Here is a 24,107-nt window from a genome sequence, read left to right on the forward strand (position 1 = left end):
AACTGTACTTTTGGCGTTTCAAAAACCGAGCCATACTTTTACAAAAATACATTTAAAAGGATTGCGTACAAATAGCTTACACATACTTTTTGCCTTGAGTTTTACAGTGTTTATCAACACTTTTAGCTTTGCACAAGAATTACCAAAAAACAACAACGAAATTCCTGCTGAGAAAAAAAATGATACTACAGTTGTTGTTAAGGATAAGATTAGCATCCCTATTGATTCGTTATTAGGACAACCAAAAAATACTGTGGTGGTAGATTCCACCGAGCAAGACTCTCTAAAGAAAGATGAGTTTTTAAAGGGCACGGTGACCTATACTGCCAAAGATTATGTTTCAGTAAATCAAAGAAAACAGAGAATTCGTCTTTATAACGAGGCTAAGGTACTATATGATGGTATGGAAATTACAGCTGGAGTTATTGTAATTGATTATAGCAAAAATTTGGTATATGCAGGTCGTATAAAAGACTCCACAGGTTATACTCAAAAACCCGTCTTTACACAAGGTGCTAATGTTATAGAACCTGACTCCATTATTTTTAACACAGATTCTCGAAAAGCACTGATTTTTAATTCCGTGACTGAGCAAAGTGGTGGAACTGTAATTGCTGAGCGCACAAAACGTGAAAATGATTCAGTATATTTTATATATAGAGGAAAGTTTACCACTTCAGAAAATTTGGATGACCCGGAATATTACATCCTAATGAATAGGGCCAAAATTGTACCTGATAAAAAAATCGTTACCGGAATGAGCCAGATGTACATCTATGATGTGCCCACACCAATAGCAATTCCGTTTGCTTACTTTCCAATGTCCAAAAAACAGACCTCTGGTATTATTTTCCCCTCTTTTGGTGAAGATACAGGAAACGATAGGGGTTATTTTTTACAGAACGGAGGTTACTATTTTGCCATTAATGATTATGTAGATTTGGCGGTTTTGGGTGATTATTATACCAACGGAAGTTACGGCTTACGTGTAGAAAGCAATTATGCAGTCCGCTATAAGTTTAGAGGTAATCTAGCATTTAGGTACGAGAATTTATTGAATAGTGAACGTGGTTTCCCGGACTTTAACCAACGAACTATCTATAACATAAGATGGTCTCACAATCAGGATGCAAAGGCAAATCCAAATTCGAGATTTTCTGCTTCGGTTAACTTGGGTAGTAGTCGGTTCTTTCAACAATCCATTAATCAGGTCAATCTAAACAATGCGCTTACAAATACATTAGCATCTTCGGTTTCCTATTCTAAAACTTTTCAAGGCGAGCCACAAGTTAATTTAAACCTTACGGCTACCCACAACCAAAATACCAATACCGAAGCTATAAATTTAACCTTACCGACCTTACAGGCTTCGATGAGTAGAGTTTTTCCTTTTGCGCCAAAATCTGGAGCCAAAAGAGGAGCGATACAAAATATTAACTTTCAGTTGAATACTAGAGGAGAATACCGTATTAACACTACCGATTCGTTATTTGGCAAAAGTGAAATGTTTGATGATGCCAAAGCAGGCATGCGACACAGTATTCCCGTAACCACCAACTTTAAAGTATTTAACCATTTTAGTGTTAGTGCCAATGCTAATTTTGAAGAATCTTGGACACTCAAAACCGTTAGACGTTTTTGGGATCAAACCAACCAAGAGGAGGTAAGTATAGACATCAATGGCTTTGACCGTTTTTTAACCTACAATTTTGGTGCAAGTATCGGTACAACTCTATATGGTATGTACAACTTTAAGAAGAAAGACAAAAATCCAAAAATACAAGCTATAAGACATGTTATGCGACCTACTATTAGTTATAGTGTCACTCCTGCTTTTGATCAATATTACGAAACCTACGATGTTATAGATGCCGATGGTAACACAACAGACCAAGTAGAATTTACTCGTTTTGAAAACTCACTATTTGGTTCTCCCGCTAATAGATACTCAAGTAACATTGGGCTTTCTTTAGGCAATAATTTTGAAGCCAAAGTCCGTGCTAAAGATTCTACCGAAACAGAACCCGAAAAAGTAATGTTATTAAGTAACCTCAATTTTGCTACTTCCTATGATCTTGCAGCAGATTCTCTAAACTGGAGTCCGTTACGTGTTTCTGGTGGCACCCAGATTCTTAATAACAAAATGAATATCAACTTTGGCATGACGCTTAACCCTTACGCCTTAGACAGTAATAACAACATCATTAATACATTTAACGTCAACAACGGAGGAAGCCTGTTTAGATTGACATCTGCCAATCTAAATATCAGTTATTCATTATCCAATGATACTTTTTCAGGTAAACCTGAAGATGATAATGAAGACGAAGAAGAAAAACGACGTGCAGCAAATGCCAATGCAAGAACCGATGATCTTTTTGGGGTGTCCCAAGATTTTGCAAATGAACGTTTAGGTGATAATGATCGTGATAAAAGCAAAGAAGAAAACAATAACGAGTTCTATAACTATAAAATCCCTTGGAGTTTACGATTGGCGTATGCAGCCAATTACAGCAATACCAGACGGCAAGATGAAATAAGTTCGCACTCATTAATGTTTTCTGGAGATGTAGATCTATCTCCCCGTTGGAGCGTTGGTATATCTTCTGGTTACGATTTTCTAAACCAAGGAGTCACGCAAACCCAATTGCGATTTGAACGTGATTTATTGAGTTGGCGTATGAATTTTTCTTGGGTTCCTATTGGAATCAATACATCTTGGAACTTCTTTATTGGTATTAAATCAAACCTACTAAAAGATCTAAAATACGATCAACGTCGCCAACCTGATAGAAATCTTGGAAATTAATTTTTCCGTAATGTTACTATTAACAGTCTTTTATTTATTAATCCTTAATAACAGAAATCAACTCTGGCAATAGTGCAATGGCGGTCAATACCACAGCATTACTTTTCTTTTTAGTTGTTGTAATGGTATTTGTTGCTTCAGTTTTGGCTACTTCTGGCTTGCGGTCAGGAATACGTACCATCACCACTGAGTTTTCTGTACCTTCAACAAAGTTTTCCTCTGCGAACTTATAAGCAATTTCAATACCGTTATCTTCGAGTGTTTTTATGCTCGATTTAAGATGTTCAATAACATAAAGTAAAGACTTAATATCTGTTGCTTTGACTTGGCTTAGTGCAATTCCGTTTAAATCAGAATAAACAACAATACTTATTTGATCCTTTTCGGTAACGCGATTTGACAATAACTTAAAAGCTTGTTTTAGAATCACCTTATCTTCCGTATTAAAATCATCGGCATAGGTTTCAATCAAAAATGTGATGTTCTTTGTTTTGGTAGAATCTGTTTTAATACTGTAATGTTCCACGACAAACGTAATGAGGTCATCTAGAGTTACAGATTCAGTTTCTACGTTTCTTTCTTGTGTATGACATACAAATGTTAATACTACAAGTATGAATGTGAATAGCGTTTTCATCGGTTTGGCGTTTAAAGTTGATATAAAATTATACGCCTTACCTGAAATATAAAATCGGTAATGAGTGAAGTTATTCTCTGAATGAGTTAACTATCCAAGAACTGCTTTTAAGGTTTCGCTACGTTGAATTTTCCCTGTATTGGTCACCTTAAACTTATCGATGGTATAGATATGTTTGGGAACTTCAAAAGTATCCAAGGTTTTTAATTTCTGAAGTTTAGACAAAATACCATCTACAGATTCAGAAGGGTTTTCGATAATGAGAATTAATCTTTCACCAAGTGTATCATCAGCTTCTCCGGCAACGATATAGCGTTCTTTTATTATGGGCTGAAGTTTTTCTTCAATTTGTTCCGGAAAGAGCTTTACCCCACCAGAGTTAATGACATTATCGTAACGACCAAGCAGCTTAAAACTGGTTTCAGATTTTAAATCCACTATGTCGTTAGTCACTAAATCTTCTTCTACAAGGTTTGGTGCACTGATAATTAAGCAATCCCTTTCATCTTTACTAAAAGTAACATTTGGCAGTGCTTTAAAGTGCGTTTCTCCATTATTAGCTAGAGATTGCAGTTGTTTTACCGCGACATGCGTTACGGTTTCCGTCATTCCGTAGGTTTCAAAAAATCTTGAACTACTATTGGAAATTTTTTCAAGCAAAGGTTTTGTCACCATGGAACCACCAACAATAATAGTTTTAATGTTCTGTACGTAATTAATGGTATACTTTAATTGTAAAGGCACCATTGCACAAAAATCGTAGTGTGTTTTATAATCGAAAATGGGTTGCGAACTTGGCTCAACAAAGTCTAATTCTAAACCTAAGACCAAAGCACGTACAAACATCATTTTACCTGCTATATAATGACTGGGCAAACAATGTAATGCGGAGTTACCGGGTTCTAAGCCAAAAAAGTCCCCTGTAGCGATAGCCGAGTTTACCATGGCCTGTTTTTTTAGCTTAATGGATTTGGGTTGACCTGTAGAACCAGACGTATTTACAATAAGGTAATCTTTGTCGCTTAACCAATCTGTCAAAAAATTTCCCGTAACCTTTTCGTAAGCCTCACCTTCTTTAATAAGACTATAAGCAACTTCCTTTAAATCTTCATGATTAAAATGTATTCCGTTATACTTAAAACGGTTATGTACCTTGTTGTACTCTGGTGTCATCTATTCAATAATTTTATAATCCTCTTTTGGTGGCTCGGTAACTTTGCCGAATAAACGGTCTTGCCAGTTTTTCCAGTTATATTTTTTGGATAAAATCAACAGCATAATTGGATATATTATTAATACAGGCATTAAGATTTCTGAAAGTAAACTCATGGATGGGTCAGCTGTACTCTTAAAAATGGCATCGGTCTGTAATGCTGTCCAATCTGCAGTTACCAATAGAGATGCTAACAAGTTATTGCCTAAATGAAAACCTAGAGCGAGCTCCAAACCATCGTCCATTAAGGTCATGATGCCCAATAATAACCCTGTGCCGACATAGAAAATCATCATTTTCCAAAAACCTACTGCTCCAACTTCTGGATTGGCAGCATGGGCAATACCAAATAAGACAGAAGTCAGTATTAGTGGAAACCATTTATTCTTTACCATAACACCTATATGCTGCATTAAATAACCTCTAAACAAGTACTCTTCTAAACTAATTTGAAATGGGAATAAGATAATACTGATAAGAAACAATATGGCAAACTTTTTAGCATCAAATTGAAAAACCAATTCTGATGAATCTATTGAATAGCCTATGAAAAAGGTTACCAATGTAAATGTACATACCATTAAAAAAGAGAACAAAATACGCTTATAATCTACCTTTGGTCGTGCCGTAGTTAGGGACAAAATACTACGTTGATGTACATATCGTACCAATATAAATAAGAGCAGTAATAAAAATACAAATGGCGCCAAATTAATAATTAAAGAGAGGTTTGCTGGCCAGTTTTTCATCATATCCATGGCTAGTTGTAAATCAGCTGGGTCGCTAATTAAATAGATTACAAAATTGGCAAGGAAAATACCAGCCACTAAAAATGTCGTTAAAATAAACATCCATAAATCGCGCTGTCCTTTATAAGCTTGTTGTATGTAATTCATTGTTATAGATTAAAATTCCAATGTTGTGTTAAATCGTAGTGCAAAGTACCATTTTTTACCCTTAATGGCGAATCAAAATTATTGACAAATAAACTCCCCGTACCCAAACCTTGAGGTAGTATGTTCTTTAAAGTATAAGTCCATTGTGCAATGGCATTGAGACCAATATTACTTTCTAGCGCACTTGTAATCCACCATTTTATATTCTGATTTTCCGCTAAACCAATCCATTCTTGACTTTCTTGAAACCCACCAACCAAACTTGGTTTTAAAATGATGTATTGTGGCTTTATGGTTTCCAATATGCTTTGTTTGTCTTTAATTTTAAAAACCCCAATCAATTCTTCATCTAGTGCAATTGGTAACGGTGTGAGTTCACAAAGTTTTGCCATAGCTTCATATTGTTTCGGCTTTATGGGTTGCTCGATAGAATGCAACTGATAATCTGAAAGTCGTTTTAGTCTTTCTAATGCTTCATAAGGAGAAAACGCTCCATTGGCATCTACTCTAAGTTCAATATCATTTATTGAAAATTCCTTTCGGATGGATTTTAAAATACTTAATTCCGTTTGAAAATCTATGGCTCCAATCTTTAGTTTTATGCAATCAAAACCAGCCGCGATCTTTTCTTTGACTTGCTTTCGCATAAAAGCTTCGTCACCCATCCAAACCAATCCGTTAATAGGTATGTTGTCAAATCCTTTGGTAAATGCAGAAGGGTAGAGTAAAAATGGCGTATTACTTTCTAAGGATCTAAAAGCCATCTCCACTCCAAATTGAATACTTGGCAGTTCAATAAGCTCACCGACTAACTTATCTAAACCCAAATTAATATTTTCACAAACCCATTTTAGCTTGTTTTCATAATCTGGCCTATCATCAATAGACAAGCCTCTTAGGATTCCACATTCCCCTATCCCAATTTTACCATCTTTTTTTAATTGAATAAACCACGTTTCCTTAGTGGTCATGACACCTCTTGATGTTCCACTTGGCTGTTTAAATTTGAGAATGTATTTATGATAACTTGCTTTCATCAATCATCAAAAATAAGCATATGGGATTAATTATCTTTTCTTTACTATAAAAATCAGGCACCAAAAAGTATGATGCCTGAATTATTAATTAATCTACGAAAGCCCATTATGGGCATCTTGTAAATAATAGATGAAATCATCTACATAAATTTCACTTTACCTGTAGTCATGTCATAAACAGCAGCTACAATCTTAATAGCACCTTTTTTCTCTAACTCTGCCATTTTCGGTGATCGCTTTCTGATATCGTCAACAGTTTTAAGCGCATTATTAGAAATCACTTTGTTGGTAAAATCCGTATTTTTAGAAGATACTTCGCCGTTGGCTTCTACAGATATCATAGATGGTTTTATTTCATCTAATAAATCTTGAAGCGAATACATTTCCATAGAAGCTGCATCAGTATTATCGATAGCATGTTTCACAGCTCCACACGATGTATGTCCCATAACTATTACAACTTTAGATCCAGCAACAGCAGTTGCAAACTCCATAGAACCAACTATATCCTTATTTTCTATGTTACCAGCCACACGTGCTACGAAAATATCACCTATACCTAAATCAAACACATCTTCAACTGGCACTCTACTATCTACACAAGAGAGTACTATCGCCTTAGGATACTGACCGATCATTGCCATACGCCGCTGTGCAGAGTGATCTCTTCTGGTAAGATTATTACTTACAAAATTCTCATTCCCTTTCTTTAGTCGTCCAATAATCTCATCTGGACTCATATCTGCTTGCTCTTCTGCTGTTAAAATACTCTTTATTGGGTTTTGTTCTATTATACTGTCAGATTCTATTTTCTCTGCATTTGATTCGGACCCGTTTGTTTTTTCGTTGCAAGCATAGCTTACCATAACCAATAATACTACTACAAAATGTTTAAGTTTCTTTTTCATGTGTATATATTTAAAGTTTAATGTTTTTTAAAAATTATGATGCATACTTATTTGCCATTGACCTTTTCCCCAGTTATCCGTCTTTTGATTCATCCAACCTAGCTGAAATCGAATTTTAGAGTTTAAAACATATCCCAAACCTAGATAGGTCCGGTTTCTATCAAACAACTCTACTTCTCCTCCATCACCGATATCTTGTTGGCCGTTAATGAATAATTCATTATACAAAGCTATATAATAGGCTTTTGGACTCAACTCCTTAGAGTTTAAAGGCACATTTAAAAAGAGGTTGTAGCGGTAACGTGTTCTAAAATCCTGATTTTCCACAAAACGTTGTTCGTACCTAAAACGATGTGTCAAATAGAATCTATTGCCTAACTTCTGTGGAATTAAGGCTTCTTGATAGATACGATTTTCAACAAAAGTATCATCACCATCACCAAATTGCCCCGTAGTAATATTTGCATATCCAAGCGTGAACATTACACCAGAATCTTTGGGTGTGAATGTTAACCCAGATCTTAGCATAAGTTGCTCCATATCACCTATACCTTGCCAATCACGATATTGAAAATCCCCTTGAATTCCCCATTGACTATCTTTAAATTGATGATTATAGAAGTACATAAACCATGCACCTGTTTGGGATTCGTCTACTTGAGCATTAATTGTACCGAATATAAAAAGGAAAGCAACAACAAAAAGTCTTAGTTTCATGTATGAATATTTTGATTGCAAATATAATAGTAATACTTTCATTTTAAATTATTATTTTGAAAATTTAACTATAAATTAACGTGTTAAAATTTCCATTTATATCCGTGAAAAAATCCTATTTTTAAAGAAAAAAAATCACTTTAAGTTTAAAATTCATGCTTTAGAGAAAAGATTTTTGAAAGTTAGTTTGTCATTCTGAATGAGGCAAGAAGAGTAAATCTTATAATTAATGGGGTTCCTCATCACTCACCTCAACAAGCTCAGCACATTACGTTCGTTGTTCTATTGAAATGACATAAATTCTCAAAATATAAAGTAAATAAAATTACAGGGTATTAACCTTTAACTAGACAATAAATGCCAGACTTCCCTAACATCATACTTTACGCCATTCCATTTTTTATTTTGGCCATGTTGCTAGAATTATATGTGACCATAAAACGGCACATTAAAACTTATGAAGCCAAAGATGCTTTTTCTTCAATCGCAATGGGATTGGGAAACGTAATTTTAGGTTTTGCTAGTAAAGCATTGGTTTTACTGACATTCTTTTGGATCTATGACAATTTTAAAATTTTTGAAATTCCTGTAGCTTGGTGGTCATTTATAGTGTTGTTTTTTGCTGATGACTTTTCATATTATTGGTTTCATCGTATTTCTCATGAATGTCGTTTATTTTGGGCTTCGCATGTGGTGCATCATTCTTCTGAGCATTATAATCTAAGTACTGCATTAAGACAAACTTGGTCTGGTGGTTTTTATACTTTTATTTTTTGGTTATGGCTACCTCTACTTGGGTTTCATCCTGCTATGATTTTATTACAAATGTCCATTAGTCTCTTATATCAATTTTGGATTCACACAGAAGCTATAAACAAAATGCCCAGTTGGTTTGAAGCTGTTTTTAATACACCTTCCCATCATCGTGTTCATCATGGCAGTAATCCTATTTATCTAGATCGCAACCATGCAGGTATTTTAATTATTTGGGACAAATGGTTTGGCACTTTTCAGCCCGAACTTAAAGATGAAAAAGTAAATTATGGTTTGGTAAAAAATATTAAAACCTTTAACCCTATAAAGATTGCTTTTATTGAATGGTGGTATATGTTTAAAGATGCTTTTACAGGAAAAAAATCATTAAAAGATCGATTTCAATATTTAGTTAAACCACCAGGGTGGAAACATGATGGTACAGGTAAAATCAGTGATGATTTAAGACAAGAGTGGTTAGATGAGAAGATTTGAAAACGGTACCTATTAAGATACGAAAAACCAACTTTAACTACGAAGTATTTTTTCCATTTTACGACCTTTTGCCAATTCATCTACCAACTTATCCAAATACCTTACTTTTTGGGTTAAGGGATTTTCGAGATCTTCAATACGATAGCCACATATAACACCTTTAATTTGATTGGCATTGGGGTTTAATTTCGCTTCCTTAAAAAAAGTTTCGAATGTAGCTTTATTATCTATAAGCTCTTGTAGTTTGTTTTCGTCGAAACCTGTAAGCCATTCAATTACTTGAAGCAACTCTTCTTTTGTTCTCCCTTTTTTCTCAACTTTATTGATGTAGTGCGGGTAAACCGACGCAAATGTCATTTTGGCTACACGCTCGTTGTGCTCTGGTGTTGCTTTCATATTATATTATTAAATCTCCATACCTTCTCCGATATCCAAAAGTTTTAATGATTTTAACTTAGAATCGAACTTAGCCTTAGCTTGCACCTTATCAATTTCTATATAGCCAAAAGTATCATAGTGATACCCCAAAACCCTATCGCAATCTACAAATTTACTTGCTTGTATGGCATCATCCACTCCCATTGTAAAATTATCGCCAATTGGCAAAATGGCCAGATCTAAATCAAATTGTTTACCGATTAATTTCATATCGTATGTCAGTGCTGTATCTCCTGCGATATATATAGTCTTGTCGGCTTGCAACACAAAACCTCCAGGCTGTCCACCATAACTCCTATCAGGAAAAGAAGATGTATGTATTGCATTAACGTACTTTAATTTACCAAATTCAAAGTTCCAAGAACCACCATGATTCATAGGATGACCTTCTAATCCTAAGTTTTGGTAATGTGTTACGATTTCATAATTAGAAATAATAACAGCTCCCGTTCGTTTTGCAATGGCTTCTACATCCAAGATATGATCTTGATGCGCATGAGTTACCAAAATATAATCGGCTTTTAAACTTTCGATATTTATGTGTGAAGCTTTCTCATTTGCAGAGATAAATGGATCAACAAGAATATGGCTATTCTCAATTTGAATACCTAGACTGGCATGACCGTAGAACGTAATTTTCATTTATATTTTCTTTAGAGATAATCTGCCTCTAAAATTAATATAAAATATAGCCAATACCTAACAAGAATGAAAAGAGAAATGTAGATAATGCCAATACTTTTAATTGACTATCAAAATCATCTGGTGTTTTGGCCACCTTAATTTTCCTTAAATGACTAATCAACGGGATAAAAGCCAATAAATACATAAAGTTAAAAGGTTTCACATAATATAAAATTGAAAATATTACAGTAATGACCATAGCACCAATGATAAGAAAGAAATGATATTTCTTTACTCTTTTAGCACCTAACTTTACGGCAAGAGTTATTTTACCAACTTTAGCATCAGCATCTAGATCTCGCATATTATTTAAATTAAGTACACCCACACTTAATAAACCCAAAGCTATAGCAGGAAGTACCACCACGTGATCGATTTTGTGCAAATACAACAAATAACTTCCGATAGTACTTACGAGTCCAAAGAACACAAATACAAAGACATCACCCAAAGCTCTATAACCATAAGGCGAATCTCCCATGGTATAGTTTAATGCTGCATATACCGAAATACCTCCGAGGAATATAAACAGTAATAAAAAAAGGAAATTAGTGGATCCAAAAGCAGCCCAAATAAGAGATAAGGTTAAAATAATGACTACAATAATATTAAATTTTATGGCATCCAGCATCTCATCTGGTGTTATCTCACCACTTTGCACAGCACGTCTTGGTCCTACACGCTCATCATTATCGGCTCCATTGATACTATCTCCATAGTCGTTTGCTAAGTTGGAAAGTATTTGTAGGCTAATTGTTGTTAATATCGCCAATATTAAAACCCACCAACTAAAATGACCATTATAGTAAGAAAAACAAGTTCCTACAATTATACCAGAAACGGAAAGTGGTAAAGTTCTGAGGCGCATGGCAGCTAGCCATGGTTTAATTTCTTTCATGCAAATTAATTAGATTAGGGTATCCATTTCTTAGGAAAGTTAGGTTTCCTTTTCTCTAAGAAAGCGTCTCTTCCTTCTTTTGCTTCTTCTGTCATATAAGCTAATCGTGTGGCTTCACCAGCAAAGACCTGTTGACCAACCATACCATCGTCTGTAAGGTTCATGGCAAACTTTAACATCTTTATTGACGTTGGTGATTTAGCTAATATCTCTTGCGCCCATTGATAGGCTGTAGTCTCTAATTCGGCATGAGGTATAACAGCATTGACCATTCCCATTTCGTAAGCTTCTTGAGCAGAATAATTACGTCCTAAAAAGAATATTTCTCGTGCTTTTTTCTGACCAACCATTTTTGCTAGATACGCAGAACCATAACCACCATCAAAACTTGTAACGTCAGCATCAGTTTGCTTAAAAATGGCATGTTCTTTACTGGCCAAAGTTAAATCACAAACCACGTGCAAACTGTGGCCACCACCAACTGCCCATCCAGGCACAACAGCTATTACTGCTTTTGGCATAAAACGGATGAGACGCTGTACTTCTAAAATATTTAATCTATGGTAACCATCTTCACCTACGTAACCTTGGTGTCCTCTAGCCTTTTGGTCACCACCAGAACAAAAACTCCAAACTCCATCTTTTGTCGATGGTCCTTCTGCGCTTAATAACACAACACCGATATTTACATCCTCATTGGCATCATAAAATGCATTGTAAAGTTCTGAAGTTGTTTTTGGACGAAAGGCATTTCTTACATTTGGACGATTGAATGCTATTCTTGCAACTCCGTTGCATTTATGATATGTTATATCTTCATAAGATTTGGCAACTTTCCAATCTATATGACTCATATTTCTCATTATTTTGACTGCAAAAATAAGGAATTAATAATAATGCAATGCGAGTTATTTTTATTTGATTTTATTATGCAAGCATAATATATTTGCAACCCCTTGTAAAATTATATAATGATTAATAGCCCTAACCTTAACAATAAAGATCATACGCTCCTTAAAACAAATTTAGGGAGTGTATATCTTTTTGACAATTACATTATCACAGATTTTAAAGAAGGTATTGATATTACTTTTGATAATTTCAATGAGGTCTCAGAGATTATAAAAGTTTACTTCGAAGACAGGCCTTTTGGATTTATTGCAAATAGAGTAAATTCCTATTCTATAAATTTAACAGATGCTTCTAAGTTTAATGCTAATTTCCCAAACTTAAAAGCTTACGCTGTTGTAGTATATAATACCATAACAGAACGTGTCTTTGAAATTGAAAATCACTTCTTTACGTTTAACAGGTCTGTTTTTAAAGAAATAGACTCAGCGGTAACTTGGATCGAAGAATCGCTTTCGCATAAAGTCTAATATCTATTTAACGTGAGTTCGATACAATAATAGAACATCTAGGATGTAAAATACTGATTGTCACTTCGAGTGATTTCTGAGGAACGAAGAAATTGTATCGAGAATTATTCAAAAAAGAACTTCTCGATACATTTTTCTCTTTTAGGTCAAAAAACACTCGAAGTGACGATTTCAACTATTTGAATAACAGTACTTTAAATTATAAGATACAAGAATCTTATGTCGAACTCACGTTATTTAAGGTAAATGCCGTCTTCCTTTATGTCTATTTGTCTATCCTTATAAAGTGACCCAATTGCCCTTTTAAAGCTCTTCTTACTCATTTGAAGCTGTTCCTTTATGTCTTCTGGGCTCGATTTGTCATGCAAAGGAATAAAGCCGTTATTATCTTTTAAACTGTTTATTATAAGCTCCGCATTGGGTTCTATATTTCTATAGCCTATTTGATTAAGAGATATATCCAGCTTGTTATCGTGACGTACTTTTTTTACAATACCTTTCAATCGGTCACCAACACTAATGTCCCTGTATATGTCATCTTTAAACACCAAACCTAAATGCTTTTTATTGACAATAACATTCATTCCGATGTCAGAAGGGTGCGAAACTATTAAATCAACCTCATCAAACTGAGCAACGGTCAACTCTTTGTTGTCTAAAAAGTGATTGGTTTTGCTCGAAGCCACTAAACGCTCAGTTTCTTCATCTAAATAACAATGTACCAAATACCAGCCACCAGCTTTCATTTTAAAGGCTTGCTCTTTAAATGGACAGAATAGTTCTTTTACCAAGCCCCAATCTAAGAAAGCTCCAAATTTTGTTACTTGATTGCAACGCAACAAAGCAAAATCCCCTTTTTTTATGTAAGGTTGATCTGTTGTTGCTACTGGTCGTTCTTCGTTATCTAAGTATACAAATACGTCAATCTTATCACCTATTTCAAATACTTCAGGTACATAACGGTTGGGCAACAAAACTTCACCCTCTTCTCCATCGCCCAAAAACAAACCTGGTTCTGTATCTCTTAAAATTTCGAGTGTATTGTATTCGCCTAAATGTATCATAATACAAAGGTATTGATATTAGTGAGATACTGAAATTTATTTCATCTATCAGCAAATAGTAATTTAAAACAAAAGAAAAGCGCTATAACAAAATTATAACGCTTTAATACTTTTTGAAATAAGTCTGCTAATACACAGATTCTTTATTAAAATGCTTTACCAATAAATAATAGACAACTGCTCTATATTTGTTTCTGTTAGATTGACCATAAGTATCCATAACAGAAGTTATACCTTTATCTAAATCAGCACCATCGCTTAATCCTAATTTTTTTATTAAAAAGTTGTTCTTTACAGTAGCTAATTCTTTTTCATCAGAACCAGATACTGTTGATGAATCTGCATTATAAATTGAAGGTCCTAAACCTACAGTAACTTTAGTCAATAAATCCATGTCAGCGTTAACGCCACATTTATCTTTTAAATCTGCCGCATACTTTGCGATTAATTCATCTCTTTTACTCATTTTAATAATTTGTTTTAAGTTTATTTATATTATCTCACTAAGGTAAGTATTTTTTAGACACGTTAAAAGTTGATTAGTCACTTCTTAACACTATTTAACCTAAAATTTATTTTATGAAAGTAAAATAATCTAATAGCACTTTATCGTTTATGGTTGAAGGTGTAAAAACCTCTAACAGCCTAGGTTGTTTTGATGCTCCGTAAAATGTTTCGAGTTTATCTTTTAGACTGGTCTCATCATCTGCTTTCACATAGTTAAACCCATACATATTACATAATTGCTCAGCGGTTAGACAATGTTTGGTTTCAAAATACGCATCAAAATTATCGGTATTTTTATGACCTGGTAAAATTCTAAAAATTCCTCCTCCATTATTATTAATAACTATTATCCTAAAATTCTTTGGTATATAATTGTTCCACAGCGCATTGCTATCATAGAAAAAACTTAAATCTCCCGTAACAAAAGTGGTTCGTTTTTTTGAAGCTACAGCTGCACCAATAGCTGTACTTGTACTACCATCGATACCGCTTGTGCCCCTATTGCAAAAAACGTCAATATCTTTTCTTAACTGAAACAGCTGTGTATATCTTATGGCCGAACTATTACCAACTTGCAACTGGCTTTGTTTTGGTATGCTCTTTAGTATTGAATTAAATACCGTAAAATCTGAAAAAGGAACCGTTTTTAAATACGCATCATGTAGCTTTCGTCGTTTTTGTCTTACGGTTAACCAAGAGGTTTTATAATCGCTCTTAGTATAGTATTCTACAAGTGGCAAAAAAGTACTGAAAAACGTATTTGGAGATAATCTTATATGCTCATTTAGACAGAAAAATGTATCGTTTGCTTTATGTAGGCCAATATGCCAGTGATAATTTGGCTTATATTGCCGTAGAAACGCTTTTATCTTTTTGGAAATTACCAATCCCCCAAATGTTAATAAAATATTGGGTTGAAGTTGTTGAAACTCATCTTCGTTTAGAGGCGCAATAATTTTATCTATCCCCGGAAAAAAATCGGGATGATGTAAATTTGAAGTCGTCTCCGTAAACACCAAAATACTATCGTCATCAGCTATTTGCTGTAACCATTCTACTTCAACGGAATTGGGCTGAAGCACACCTACTAAAATCATTTTCCGCTTGGCGTTTTGCCAAACTTCCAGTAGACTCTTTATTTCAAATTCATCTACTTTTTCAATATTACTCTTAAGTACATAAGGTTTTGGTGCAATCGATAATTCATCAACTGTTTCATACAATGGCTCATCGAATGGAATATTGATATGTACAGGTCCCATTTTTAAACGAGATATTGTTAAAGCCTCATGGATTTCAGATTCATTATAAGTTTGAATATCTTTTTGCAATCCCAAAAAGAGCTCTAATTTATGTTCTATACTTTTAAAAATAGGTAACTCTTCTTCATTCTTATACTTTCCTTCTCTTAAATCTAACTTAAGATTGGCGCTATATAGCACATGCTCACCATAAACATTTTTTTGCTTTATGGTCTGTCCATCACCTATGCCTACTAAGTGCTTTGGTCGATCTGCCGATAGTACAACTAAAGGTATATTGCTATAATAGGCTTCAGATATTGCAGGATAATAGTTTAATAACGCACTTCCGGAGGTACAAATAACGGCAACAGGTTTTTGTATTTGCTGCGCAATACCTAGAGCAAAAAAAGCGGCGCAACGCTCATCTACAATACTATAACATTCAAAATAATCATCGTGAGTAAAACCTATAGTCAATGGTGCATTTCTACTACCAGGTGAAATAACAATATGCTTCACGTTATGCGTTTTGCATAAGGTGGTTACCGTTTGGGATAAGGGAATTTTAGAGTAATTCATCAAACTGTAAAAATAAGAAATCTCTTCGTTTTAACTTAAAACGTTAACTATAGTTTTGGTTTTATTTACGGTTTCTTCCCACTCTTTTTCGGGATTGGAATCTTTAGTAATTCCACCACCAACATAAATCAATGCTTTGCTTTCTTTTATCTGTGTACAACGCAGGTTAACGTAAAAGTTAGATGCAGTTTTTACTGTAGCGTAGGCATTGTTTTCTACATTACGAGCATTTGTGTTTCTCGATCTTATCTGTTTTAAATTCAGCTCTCCCAAAAAACCTGTATAGTATTCACGGTTATAGTTTTCATTTTTGAGAATAAAATCTTTTGCTTCTTGTTTCGGAAAACCACAAACCGCTGGTGTAGGATGTAATGCTTCTATTATTGATTTTAAGCTAGAAGTATCTTTTATAAGGCTGGTAATATATGTTTTAAGATGAAGCAAATTTCCTGCTCTTACGGTCTCTACATTCGAAACATTTACTTGGCTTGTATAAGGTGCTATTTGATCTGTAATATAATCTGTAACTATTTGTTGTTCTTCGTATTCTTTATGCGTCCATTGTACATCAGAATTTTCAGAATAAGGTTGAGTACCTGCCAATGAAATCGTAGTTAAACGTTTTCCTTCTACTTTAAATAATAATTCTGGTGTGGCACCTAACCACAGCCCCACTTTAGGATGATACCAACAATAGACCATTGCATTTTTATAGGTATTAAATAGCCTTTTAAAAGTTTCCAAAGGTTTATCACTACTCAATTTTTTTTCAACTTGCCGAGACAATACAACTTTTTCTAAAGCTTTATTTTTTATGTGCTCAATTCCCTTGTTAACAAGCTTAATATGATTGTCACTATTGGTTTCATCTACTTCAATTTCAACATAATTACTAGCAGTTTTAAGGTGATTGATCTCTAATGTGTGATGTTTACAGGAATCTTGAGGAAATAAAATACTGTCATTATCTAAGTTAAATGGTGCAAATACAAATCCGCTTTCAGTAAAACTAGAAGTTGTATGCAGTATGTCATCTTCTTGCAACCAGCATTTAATAACAGAATTAATAGGCCTACTATAAACTACAAATGGCAATTGATTTTTGTACTGATTTTCTAGAGCTTCAAATAATGAATTAATAGTTGTCATCCATTACTTCTTTTTGGGTAATGAAATGGTCGACAGACGACAAATAGAGACGAGATTATCTGCTTCATCGGTAATTCTAATATCTAACAATTGTGTGGTGCGGCCTTTATGCAAAAACGTAGCCTTAGCATAAACATAGCCATCCTTTACACTTTTAAGGTGATTGGCCGTAATCTCTAATCCTCTAACAAAGTAATTTTCAATATCTGTAAAAATGTGGGATGCAAAACTACCCACACTTTCTGCTAAAGCTGCTGTCGCACCTCCGTGCAAAACACCGTCTGGTTGATGCACTTTTGGTGTTACCGGCATTCTTGCCACCAAAAAAGCATCACCATAATCTATCATTTCTATGTCCAAGGTCTCCATCAGCGTATTTTTACTCACAGCATTAACTTTGGCCAGAAATTCTTCTTTAGATTGTTGCATAGAAATACAGTATTTTTATAGTCGAAAGCAAAGATACTCATTCTTTGATTTACGATAAACGATTTATGGTTTTCGATTTAAATATCGAATATATGAAAACCCATAATGAATACTTGGTAAACCATAATCAATACCAACTGGCATAATTAAATGATAAAACAGTTTATTACAAAATTTAAATAGATGAAGTCTACTGAGCAACAGATTGGCTACCAGTCCACTAATTCTTATTCAACTTTAAACAAGCTTACAGCAGATACCAAAACAGTTTGGTTTGTTTGCCATGGTATGGGGTATCTCAGTCGTTATTTTTTGAGATATTTTAAAGATTTAGATTCTAAAGACAATTATATCATTGCACCGCAAGCCCCGAGCAAGTACTACATTCAGCCAAAAATGCATGTCGGTGCCAATTGGTTAACTAAAGATGAAACCGAAGTCGGAATGCAAAATATCCTCAACTATTTTGATGCCATTTTTGATGCAGAGCAAATTCCGAAAGATCTAAACTTCATTATATTAGGTTACTCCCAAGGTGTTAGTGTTGCAATGCGCTACATGGCAAAACGCCGATTGCAATGCTCTCAGTTGGTCTTACATTCTGGCGGAATCCCAAAAGAATTAACATCCGAAGATTTTAAATATTTATCAAAAAACACCAAAGTAAAATTAATCTATGGTACCAAAGACGAATACTTAGATGAAACTCGCATAGAGCAAGAATCGTTAAGAGTTAAGGACTTATTTGGCAATAGAGTGAGCATTCTCCCATTTGAAGGAAAGCACGTGGTTAATGTAGATTACATAAATGAATTGGTTTAATTAAAAAGATGCCTTTACACAACATGAAAGCTCCTACCCTAGAAAACGAAAGCGTAAAATTAAGTTTATTAGATCTCAGCAATTACAGTCATTTAGAAACTGTGGCTAAAGAAAAAGATCTCATCTTCTATTCACCTTCCGATATTTCTACACCAGAAAAATTAAGGTCTTACGTACAAGTTGCTGTTGATGGGTATTATCATAAAACCATAATTCCATTTATAGTTTACGACAAAAAGAAAGAATCCTATGCTGGCTCTACAAGATTTGGCCTCATTAATTGGAAAAATAAAGTATTGCACATTGGTTGGACATGGATAGGACATAGTTTTCAAGGTACAGGGTTGAATGCTAATATGAAGTTTTTGATGCTACAATATACGTTTGAAACTTTAGGTTTTGAAAAAGTAGAATTTAGAATTGATGAGCGTAATAATAAATCGAGACGCGCTGTTGAAAAATTAGGCGCAACACTAGAAGGTATCTTACGTAAAGATACCCTTATGAAAGATGGTTTTAAACGCAGTACATGTTGCTATGGAATTTTAAAAGAGGAATGGCCAAGTATAAAGACAAACCTGCAAAACACCATAAAAAATAACTAAGCATCATCCAGAAACAAAACAATCACTGAAGAACTCAATTTGTTATATGTTGACAGTCATTGCTTTCACTCTGAACGATATTGAAATTTAGCTTGTTTGCTGAAGTGTTTTGTTCTTCTCCTTAAGAATTGCCAATTGCTTCTCTAAAAACGTAATCGCTTGTTCTGTTTTATAACTTGTTTTAGAAGCAAAGTCTTTTAAGTCTTCTTTAAATTTATCTTTTCCCGATGCTGCTGCCTTGGATAAATCGTCCTTAACTTCTTTAAAGTCTTGGGTAATTTTATCTTTTACATCTTTGCCTTCTTTTTTAAGCTTGTCCCTTGTTACACTTCCTTTTTTTGGTGCCAATAAAACGGCAACACCAGCCCAAATCATTGCTCCTAAGACTAAAGCTCCTTTAAACTGAATCATATCTTTTCTTTTTTTAAGTTAAACCTGTTTACTTATAGGTAGCAAAGTTTTGTGATTTGTTACAATTGGTAAGATATACTTATTCAGTAGAATATAAATTTCTGTTTTTTTTTGTTGAAGTCAAAATTTTTTATTCTCTGTCCAGTCTACAGCCTTTTCAAACCTTTTCATATAAGTCATTAATTCGTGTTCTGTATCCTCTAATGAATCTCTGTTAGGTACGGAAGGTATATAGCAATCCTTTTCATTGTTCAATCTACAATAGTGACTGATTTCCCAAGTATAGTTTGGATTTTCTTCATTAATAATCCTGTATACTATTCCAATTATTTTAGGCTCGGCACTATTAAATATGCAATGAATTTCTTTTAACGATTCGTTTTGTTCTACCAATTCGTTCATTCAATTTCTTTTGTTTAGATATTGTTTTCAAAAATGTACAGCTTGTGGTACTAAGTCCTATTTTAATGCCTTATACAGGATGATACTAAAGCAAAGCTGATAAGCTCAGCATAAAAATTCAGTAAATATAAGCGAATTTATAGTGATAAAAGCATAAAGTCAATATGTAACATTACGTATTTTTCAATCAACATAGCAAGATTGGAAAAGTAATAGCCAACTACTATCTTTAATTTTGTCTTCATAGAACCAATACCACATGGCAGAGCAACCAAAAACAATTAATTTACTAAAAGTCAATACATGGTCAATTTTTATTTTATTGTTCAATTTTTATAGCCTGAATTAACCGAGTAGAAGTAATAAAATTATTTTTTACAAAACCAGAATCATCACCATCACCAACATAAATCCCAAAATTACCTTCGATCTTATTGTGTGGAATTGAAATAGTATTATTTGTGACAATGTTTTGAGTATTGTATTTGTCGTCCGTAAAAGGATCATTGTCTTGAACTTTTTCAATATGAATACCGTCATAGATTCTTCCATCATTAACTATAGGGTTTTCCCCTGAACGTTTAATAAATCTATGTCGATTAAAATTCATTATTGTATTAGACTGAATTGATGAATTCTTTGACCTTTCAATATAAATTCCATGAAACCTTTTGTTTAGAATTTGATTATTGTGTATTGTCATGAAGTGAGCAAAATTCACATGGATTCCATGTCCATTAGGAAAAGCATATAACCCTTCAGTATCAGTTTCAAGAAAAGGATATAGTTTATTAGCATTCCAAGTAAACGAACCATCAATTAAATTATTGCTTATTACTCCCATGTAACCACCAAAAGCTTTAATTGCTGTTCCCCCAGAGAACAGAATTGTATTATTATTTATTTTGGTTCTATCGACATTTCCTTCAAAAAATGTTTTACAATCATCAGCATAATTATTACTAATTTGATTATAATAACCTCGAACAGTAAATGCTTCCTCTGGTAATGATGGTAAACTTACACCATCAATATGACTTATTTTTACACATGTAGAGCCATTCAATGTTGAGTCACTTAAATAGCTTCCAATTGAATGAAATCTGTTTCTTTCTATTATATGTCCTCTGGTTTGAGCAGAATTAGACACATCTAGTTGTGCCTCGCGAATAATGACCCCTATATAAGAGCTAGCAAAAAGGTTATCTGTAATCTTAAGATTCGCACCTTCACCATAAATACAATATTTGAAATGAGAAAATCTACAATTGTAAACCCATGCATCTAAATCTTTGGATTTATTAGCTCGAACAAAATTTAAGGCTTTGCCAGTGGCATTAACCCCTTTATTAGTTGTAGTTTGCTTTGTGAAATTTAAATTTTCAATTATTAATCCGTATTTTTTTATATTGAATATACTTGGGATGCTATCGTTTGTAGCTATCAAATCAGATGAAATAATACTCCCTGACGAATAAGAACCTTTTCCAATTAATTTAACCGATGGTATGTCAATATCAATTTCATTATTTATTAAATACTTATTGCCTACAAATATTAATTTTCCGCCATCTTCTAAAGAATTGATAGATTTTTGTATTTGAATATCATCTTGAAGATTTCCTCCTGATGTGCTTTGATAAGAGCATTGTCCAAACCATTCTGGATGTACGGGTTGATTATATATTTTTATACTGTGATTTAATTCTGCTGTTTCAAAAATTTGATTAATTATTTTTTTTATATGACCTCTAATGTTTAAAGAAATCCCATTACTAACTACGAACTTATTTCCATCAAAAAATTTAAGTGTGACTTTTGAAGGAATATCAATATTTTGCTGAATTAAAACATCCCCCTTGATACTTATGGTTCCATACCCATTGCTAGAATTATTAAAATCAGTTATAGCATTTTGAATATCCAATTGATTTCCACCCGTAATAATTATTTCAGTTTGGGATATACAAACAAAAGGGATGATTAAGAATAGATAGTTTAAAAGGTAGTTCATATTTTCTATAGATTAGTTACAACAATTAGATAAACCCGACTGTGTTCGGCACTATAAATTTAAACCAAAAAATGTTCCTTTACTATACGTAACGTTACGTATTTTTCAATCAACATAGCAAGATTGGAAAAGTAATAGCCAACCACTATATTTAATTTTGTCTTCATAGAACCAATACCACATGGCAGAGCAACCAAAAACAAAGCATTATTATCAGCAAAATCTTAATCGTGTTGTAGATTATATCCATAACCATTTAGATACTAAGATTGATATTGCACGTTTAGCAGAGTTGTCGCATTTTTCACCCTACCACTTTCACCGTATCACACGTGCTATGCTCGGAGAACCTCTAGGTGCTTACATTGGTAGAACACGTTTGGAAACTGCCGCTAAAATGATTCGCTATACAGATAACTCCATTGAAGATATTGCGTATAGTGTGGGTTTTGAAACACCATCTTCCCTATCCAAGGCATTTAAAAATCACTTTGGAATATCCCCAAGTGTACACCGTAGCAAAAAAGAATTCATAATAAAAAAACAGAACATCATGAAGACTAAAGAATTAAACATTAAAAAACCAAAAATTTTAGACCTAGAAGATCAAAAGTGTTTGTATTACACCATGCATGGCGCATATCAAAAATTAGATTATGCATCAGCATGGCAAAAGCTTTGGGCAGAGGTAAAAGCACAAAAACTACTTACCAAGGGCATTAAACATATTGGCTTACCGTACGATGATCCAAATGTAACGGATCTAGAAAAAACACGTTATGATGCTTGTCTCATCATTCATAAAGATGCCAAACCCAATGGTGACATTGGCATTAAGGTACTTAAAGGCGGGAAGTTCGCTGTGTTCTTATACCAAGGAAGTTACAAGTATTTTGCAGAAGTCTATGACTATATGTTTAACGAGTGGTTACTCAACACTGAATACGAATTGAGAGATGCCCCTTGTAGAGAAAAGTACATCAGTCATCCAGACCGAGTAGCCGAAGAGAAATTAAAGACGGAGTTTTATATTCCTATTCAATAAGTATATAATAATCTGAAAGTATAGTGTATAGCTGTCATTCGGACACACAACGAAGAAGTTCATTCATTTTTTTACAAAAGATTCTTTATTTAATCCAGAATGACAGCTTTCAGATGCTTTGATAATTTCTAATTACTTGCATTTGCTTTTACCATCTCATACAACTCTTCAAGCTTAGTTTTGAGTACTTTGTTTTCTTGTTCTAAAATTTCAATTTTATTGTGTAAAGCCTTAATTGACTGTACATATAAAGCATCATAGGTTCCATAAGCCGTTTGGTAAAAGCCTTGGTTGTCTAATACTACATTTTCTGGAAAAACTTCCATAAGTTCTTGAGCCACAAAACCATATTGTTGACCTTTTGGCCTATTGGTTCCCGTCTGTTTGTCATTCCATTCGTAAGTCACACCACGCATTTGCAATAGCTTATGTAAAGCATCATACTCTGTAAATGTTTTAATATTTTTCTTTAGACGTCGGTCACTATTAGCTAACCAATCACCTGCAGCATTCTTTGAAGCATTACCTTCTACTTCTAAAATATTTGTAATTGGAATTCTAGATAAACCCAAACGGCCATTTTTTAATAATGTCATTGCATTACCCAATGTATTATTGGCAACCACAAATAAACGATCCGTTCCCACTGCACTTGTTGTACTTGAAGGTACATAATTTGAGCTATTATAACCAATAACAGTCTCTGCATAAGAGTTAGCACGTAAGCCTAATCCCAAAGCTGTTGCATTAAATCCCAAAACTATATTGTTGCTGCCACCTGCAAACCCTCCCGTTCCGGACACCGTGTTGTTGGTCCCCAGTGCTACTGCGCCTACTGCCGTTATCCCGTTACCGCTCCCCAGGGCCACGGCACTGTCGCCGTCGGCACCGATGGTGTTCGAAGTCCCCATGGCAATGGAGGAATCCCCTTCGGAGGACGTGCCGCTGCCCGCGGTAAAGCTCTCGTTGCCC

General features: G+C 34.0%; 25 protein-coding genes. 6 read left to right on the top strand and 19 right to left on the bottom strand.

Going from position 1 to position 24,107, the window contains the following annotated elements:
• The first annotated feature begins 10 nt into the window (after nucleotides 1-10).
• Nucleotides 11-2,809: a putative LPS assembly protein LptD gene (locus KCG49_RS03830; protein WP_218544857.1), complete on the top strand. Its 2,799-nt coding sequence runs from the start codon at nucleotides 11-13 to the stop codon at nucleotides 2,807-2,809.
• A 37-nt stretch (nucleotides 2,810-2,846) separates the two neighbouring features.
• On the opposite strand, the gene KCG49_RS03835 is transcribed toward KCG49_RS03830, so the two are convergent.
• From KCG49_RS03835 to KCG49_RS03860, 6 genes are all read right to left on the bottom strand, one after another.
• On the bottom strand, nucleotides 2,847-3,446 hold the full coding sequence (locus KCG49_RS03835) for a vWA domain-containing protein (RefSeq protein ID WP_218544858.1): 600 nt from the start codon (nucleotides 3,444-3,446) through the stop codon (nucleotides 2,847-2,849).
• 90 nt (nucleotides 3,447-3,536) lie between these two features.
• A complete protein-coding gene (locus KCG49_RS03840) occupies nucleotides 3,537-4,619 on the bottom strand; it encodes an AMP-binding protein (protein ID WP_218544859.1) in 1,083 nt (360 codons plus the stop codon).
• The gene (locus tag KCG49_RS03845; RefSeq protein ID WP_218544860.1) at nucleotides 4,620-5,555 is read right to left on the bottom strand and encodes a CPBP family intramembrane glutamic endopeptidase; all 936 of its coding nucleotides are present in this window, start codon (nucleotides 5,553-5,555) and stop codon (nucleotides 4,620-4,622) included.
• A 2-nt stretch (nucleotides 5,556-5,557) separates the two neighbouring features.
• Nucleotides 5,558-6,592: an o-succinylbenzoate synthase gene (locus KCG49_RS03850; protein ID WP_218544861.1), complete on the bottom strand. Its 1,035-nt coding sequence runs from the start codon at nucleotides 6,590-6,592 to the stop codon at nucleotides 5,558-5,560.
• 140 nt (nucleotides 6,593-6,732) lie between these two features.
• Complete coding sequence (locus KCG49_RS03855; protein WP_218544862.1) at nucleotides 6,733-7,500, bottom strand: carbonic anhydrase family protein; 768 nt, start codon at nucleotides 7,498-7,500, stop codon at nucleotides 6,733-6,735.
• Between the two features lie 27 nt (nucleotides 7,501-7,527).
• Entirely contained in the window at nucleotides 7,528-8,217 is a 690-nt protein-coding gene (locus KCG49_RS03860; protein ID WP_218544863.1) for a DUF2490 domain-containing protein, read from the bottom strand.
• A gap of 357 nt (nucleotides 8,218-8,574) precedes the next feature.
• Between KCG49_RS03860 and KCG49_RS03865 the strand changes: the two genes are divergently transcribed.
• Entirely contained in the window at nucleotides 8,575-9,465 is an 891-nt protein-coding gene (locus KCG49_RS03865; protein WP_218544864.1) for a sterol desaturase family protein, read from the top strand.
• 33 nt (nucleotides 9,466-9,498) lie between these two features.
• Here the strand turns inward: KCG49_RS03865 and KCG49_RS03870 are convergent, their stop codons facing one another.
• From KCG49_RS03870 to KCG49_RS03885, 4 genes are read right to left on the bottom strand one after another with little or no spacing between them, the layout of a single operon-like run.
• Nucleotides 9,499-9,861 (bottom strand): DUF2200 domain-containing protein, encoded by a 363-nt coding sequence (locus KCG49_RS03870; RefSeq protein ID WP_218544865.1) that lies wholly within the window; start codon nucleotides 9,859-9,861, stop codon nucleotides 9,499-9,501.
• Nucleotides 9,862-9,870: 9 nt separating this feature from the next.
• Nucleotides 9,871-10,545 carry a metal-dependent hydrolase gene (locus KCG49_RS03875; protein WP_218544866.1) on the bottom strand — a complete coding sequence of 225 codons (675 nt, stop codon included), beginning with the start codon at nucleotides 10,543-10,545 and terminating at the stop codon, nucleotides 9,871-9,873.
• A gap of 34 nt (nucleotides 10,546-10,579) precedes the next feature.
• Nucleotides 10,580-11,485 carry a 1,4-dihydroxy-2-naphthoate octaprenyltransferase gene (gene menA / locus KCG49_RS03880; protein ID WP_218544867.1) on the bottom strand — a complete coding sequence of 302 codons (906 nt, stop codon included), beginning with the start codon at nucleotides 11,483-11,485 and terminating at the stop codon, nucleotides 10,580-10,582.
• 14 nt (nucleotides 11,486-11,499) lie between these two features.
• Nucleotides 11,500-12,339, bottom strand: a complete 840-nt coding sequence (locus KCG49_RS03885; protein ID WP_218544868.1) for a 1,4-dihydroxy-2-naphthoyl-CoA synthase — start codon at nucleotides 12,337-12,339, stop codon at nucleotides 11,500-11,502.
• Between the two features lie 117 nt (nucleotides 12,340-12,456).
• Here KCG49_RS03885 and KCG49_RS03890 point away from each other — a divergent pair, with 117 nt between their 5' ends.
• Complete coding sequence (locus tag KCG49_RS03890; protein WP_218544869.1) at nucleotides 12,457-12,864, top strand: hypothetical protein; 408 nt, start codon at nucleotides 12,457-12,459, stop codon at nucleotides 12,862-12,864.
• A 233-nt stretch (nucleotides 12,865-13,097) separates the two neighbouring features.
• Here the strand turns inward: KCG49_RS03890 and KCG49_RS03895 are convergent, their stop codons facing one another.
• From KCG49_RS03895 to KCG49_RS03915, 5 genes are all read right to left on the bottom strand, one after another.
• Nucleotides 13,098-13,928, bottom strand: a complete 831-nt coding sequence (locus tag KCG49_RS03895; RefSeq protein ID WP_218544870.1) for a CvfB family protein — start codon at nucleotides 13,926-13,928, stop codon at nucleotides 13,098-13,100.
• Nucleotides 13,929-14,055: 127 nt separating this feature from the next.
• On the bottom strand, nucleotides 14,056-14,394 hold the full coding sequence (locus KCG49_RS03900; RefSeq protein ID WP_218544871.1) for a DUF2853 family protein: 339 nt from the start codon (nucleotides 14,392-14,394) through the stop codon (nucleotides 14,056-14,058).
• 106 nt (nucleotides 14,395-14,500) lie between these two features.
• Nucleotides 14,501-16,258 (bottom strand): 2-succinyl-5-enolpyruvyl-6-hydroxy-3-cyclohexene-1-carboxylate synthase, encoded by a 1,758-nt coding sequence (menD, locus tag KCG49_RS03905; protein ID WP_218544872.1) that lies wholly within the window; start codon nucleotides 16,256-16,258, stop codon nucleotides 14,501-14,503.
• 30 nt (nucleotides 16,259-16,288) lie between these two features.
• Entirely contained in the window at nucleotides 16,289-17,407 is a 1,119-nt protein-coding gene (locus tag KCG49_RS03910; protein WP_218544873.1) for a chorismate-binding protein, read from the bottom strand.
• Nucleotides 17,408-17,410: 3 nt separating this feature from the next.
• Nucleotides 17,411-17,836, bottom strand: a complete 426-nt coding sequence (locus KCG49_RS03915) for a PaaI family thioesterase (protein WP_218544874.1) — start codon at nucleotides 17,834-17,836, stop codon at nucleotides 17,411-17,413.
• Nucleotides 17,837-18,019: 183 nt separating this feature from the next.
• Between KCG49_RS03915 and KCG49_RS03920 the strand changes: the two genes are divergently transcribed.
• Both KCG49_RS03920 and KCG49_RS03925 read left to right on the top strand, forming a co-directional pair.
• Complete coding sequence (locus KCG49_RS03920; protein WP_218544875.1) at nucleotides 18,020-18,658, top strand: alpha/beta hydrolase; 639 nt, start codon at nucleotides 18,020-18,022, stop codon at nucleotides 18,656-18,658.
• 23 nt (nucleotides 18,659-18,681) lie between these two features.
• On the top strand, nucleotides 18,682-19,263 hold the full coding sequence (locus KCG49_RS03925; protein WP_218544876.1) for a GNAT family N-acetyltransferase: 582 nt from the start codon (nucleotides 18,682-18,684) through the stop codon (nucleotides 19,261-19,263).
• Nucleotides 19,264-19,350: 87 nt separating this feature from the next.
• Here the strand turns inward: KCG49_RS03925 and KCG49_RS03930 are convergent, their stop codons facing one another.
• The 3 genes from KCG49_RS03930 to KCG49_RS03940 form a co-directional block, all read right to left on the bottom strand.
• On the bottom strand, nucleotides 19,351-19,674 hold the full coding sequence (locus KCG49_RS03930; RefSeq protein ID WP_218544877.1) for a YtxH domain-containing protein: 324 nt from the start codon (nucleotides 19,672-19,674) through the stop codon (nucleotides 19,351-19,353).
• 120 nt (nucleotides 19,675-19,794) lie between these two features.
• A complete protein-coding gene (locus KCG49_RS03935; protein WP_218544878.1) occupies nucleotides 19,795-20,076 on the bottom strand; it encodes a hypothetical protein in 282 nt (93 codons plus the stop codon).
• Nucleotides 20,077-20,395: 319 nt separating this feature from the next.
• Nucleotides 20,396-22,090 (bottom strand): right-handed parallel beta-helix repeat-containing protein, encoded by a 1,695-nt coding sequence (locus KCG49_RS03940; RefSeq protein ID WP_218544879.1) that lies wholly within the window; start codon nucleotides 22,088-22,090, stop codon nucleotides 20,396-20,398.
• A gap of 181 nt (nucleotides 22,091-22,271) precedes the next feature.
• Between KCG49_RS03940 and KCG49_RS03945 the strand changes: the two genes are divergently transcribed.
• Entirely contained in the window at nucleotides 22,272-23,135 is an 864-nt protein-coding gene (locus KCG49_RS03945; protein ID WP_218544880.1) for an AraC family transcriptional regulator, read from the top strand.
• 128 nt (nucleotides 23,136-23,263) lie between these two features.
• Here KCG49_RS03945 and KCG49_RS03950 read toward each other — a convergent pair.
• Nucleotides 23,264-24,107 (bottom strand): tail fiber domain-containing protein (locus KCG49_RS03950; RefSeq protein WP_218544881.1); only part of this gene is annotated, 844 nt, incomplete at its 5' end.

It is taken from the genome of Winogradskyella luteola (genome assembly GCF_019203985.1).
GTDB lineage: Bacteria > Bacteroidota > Bacteroidia > Flavobacteriales > Flavobacteriaceae > Winogradskyella > Winogradskyella luteola.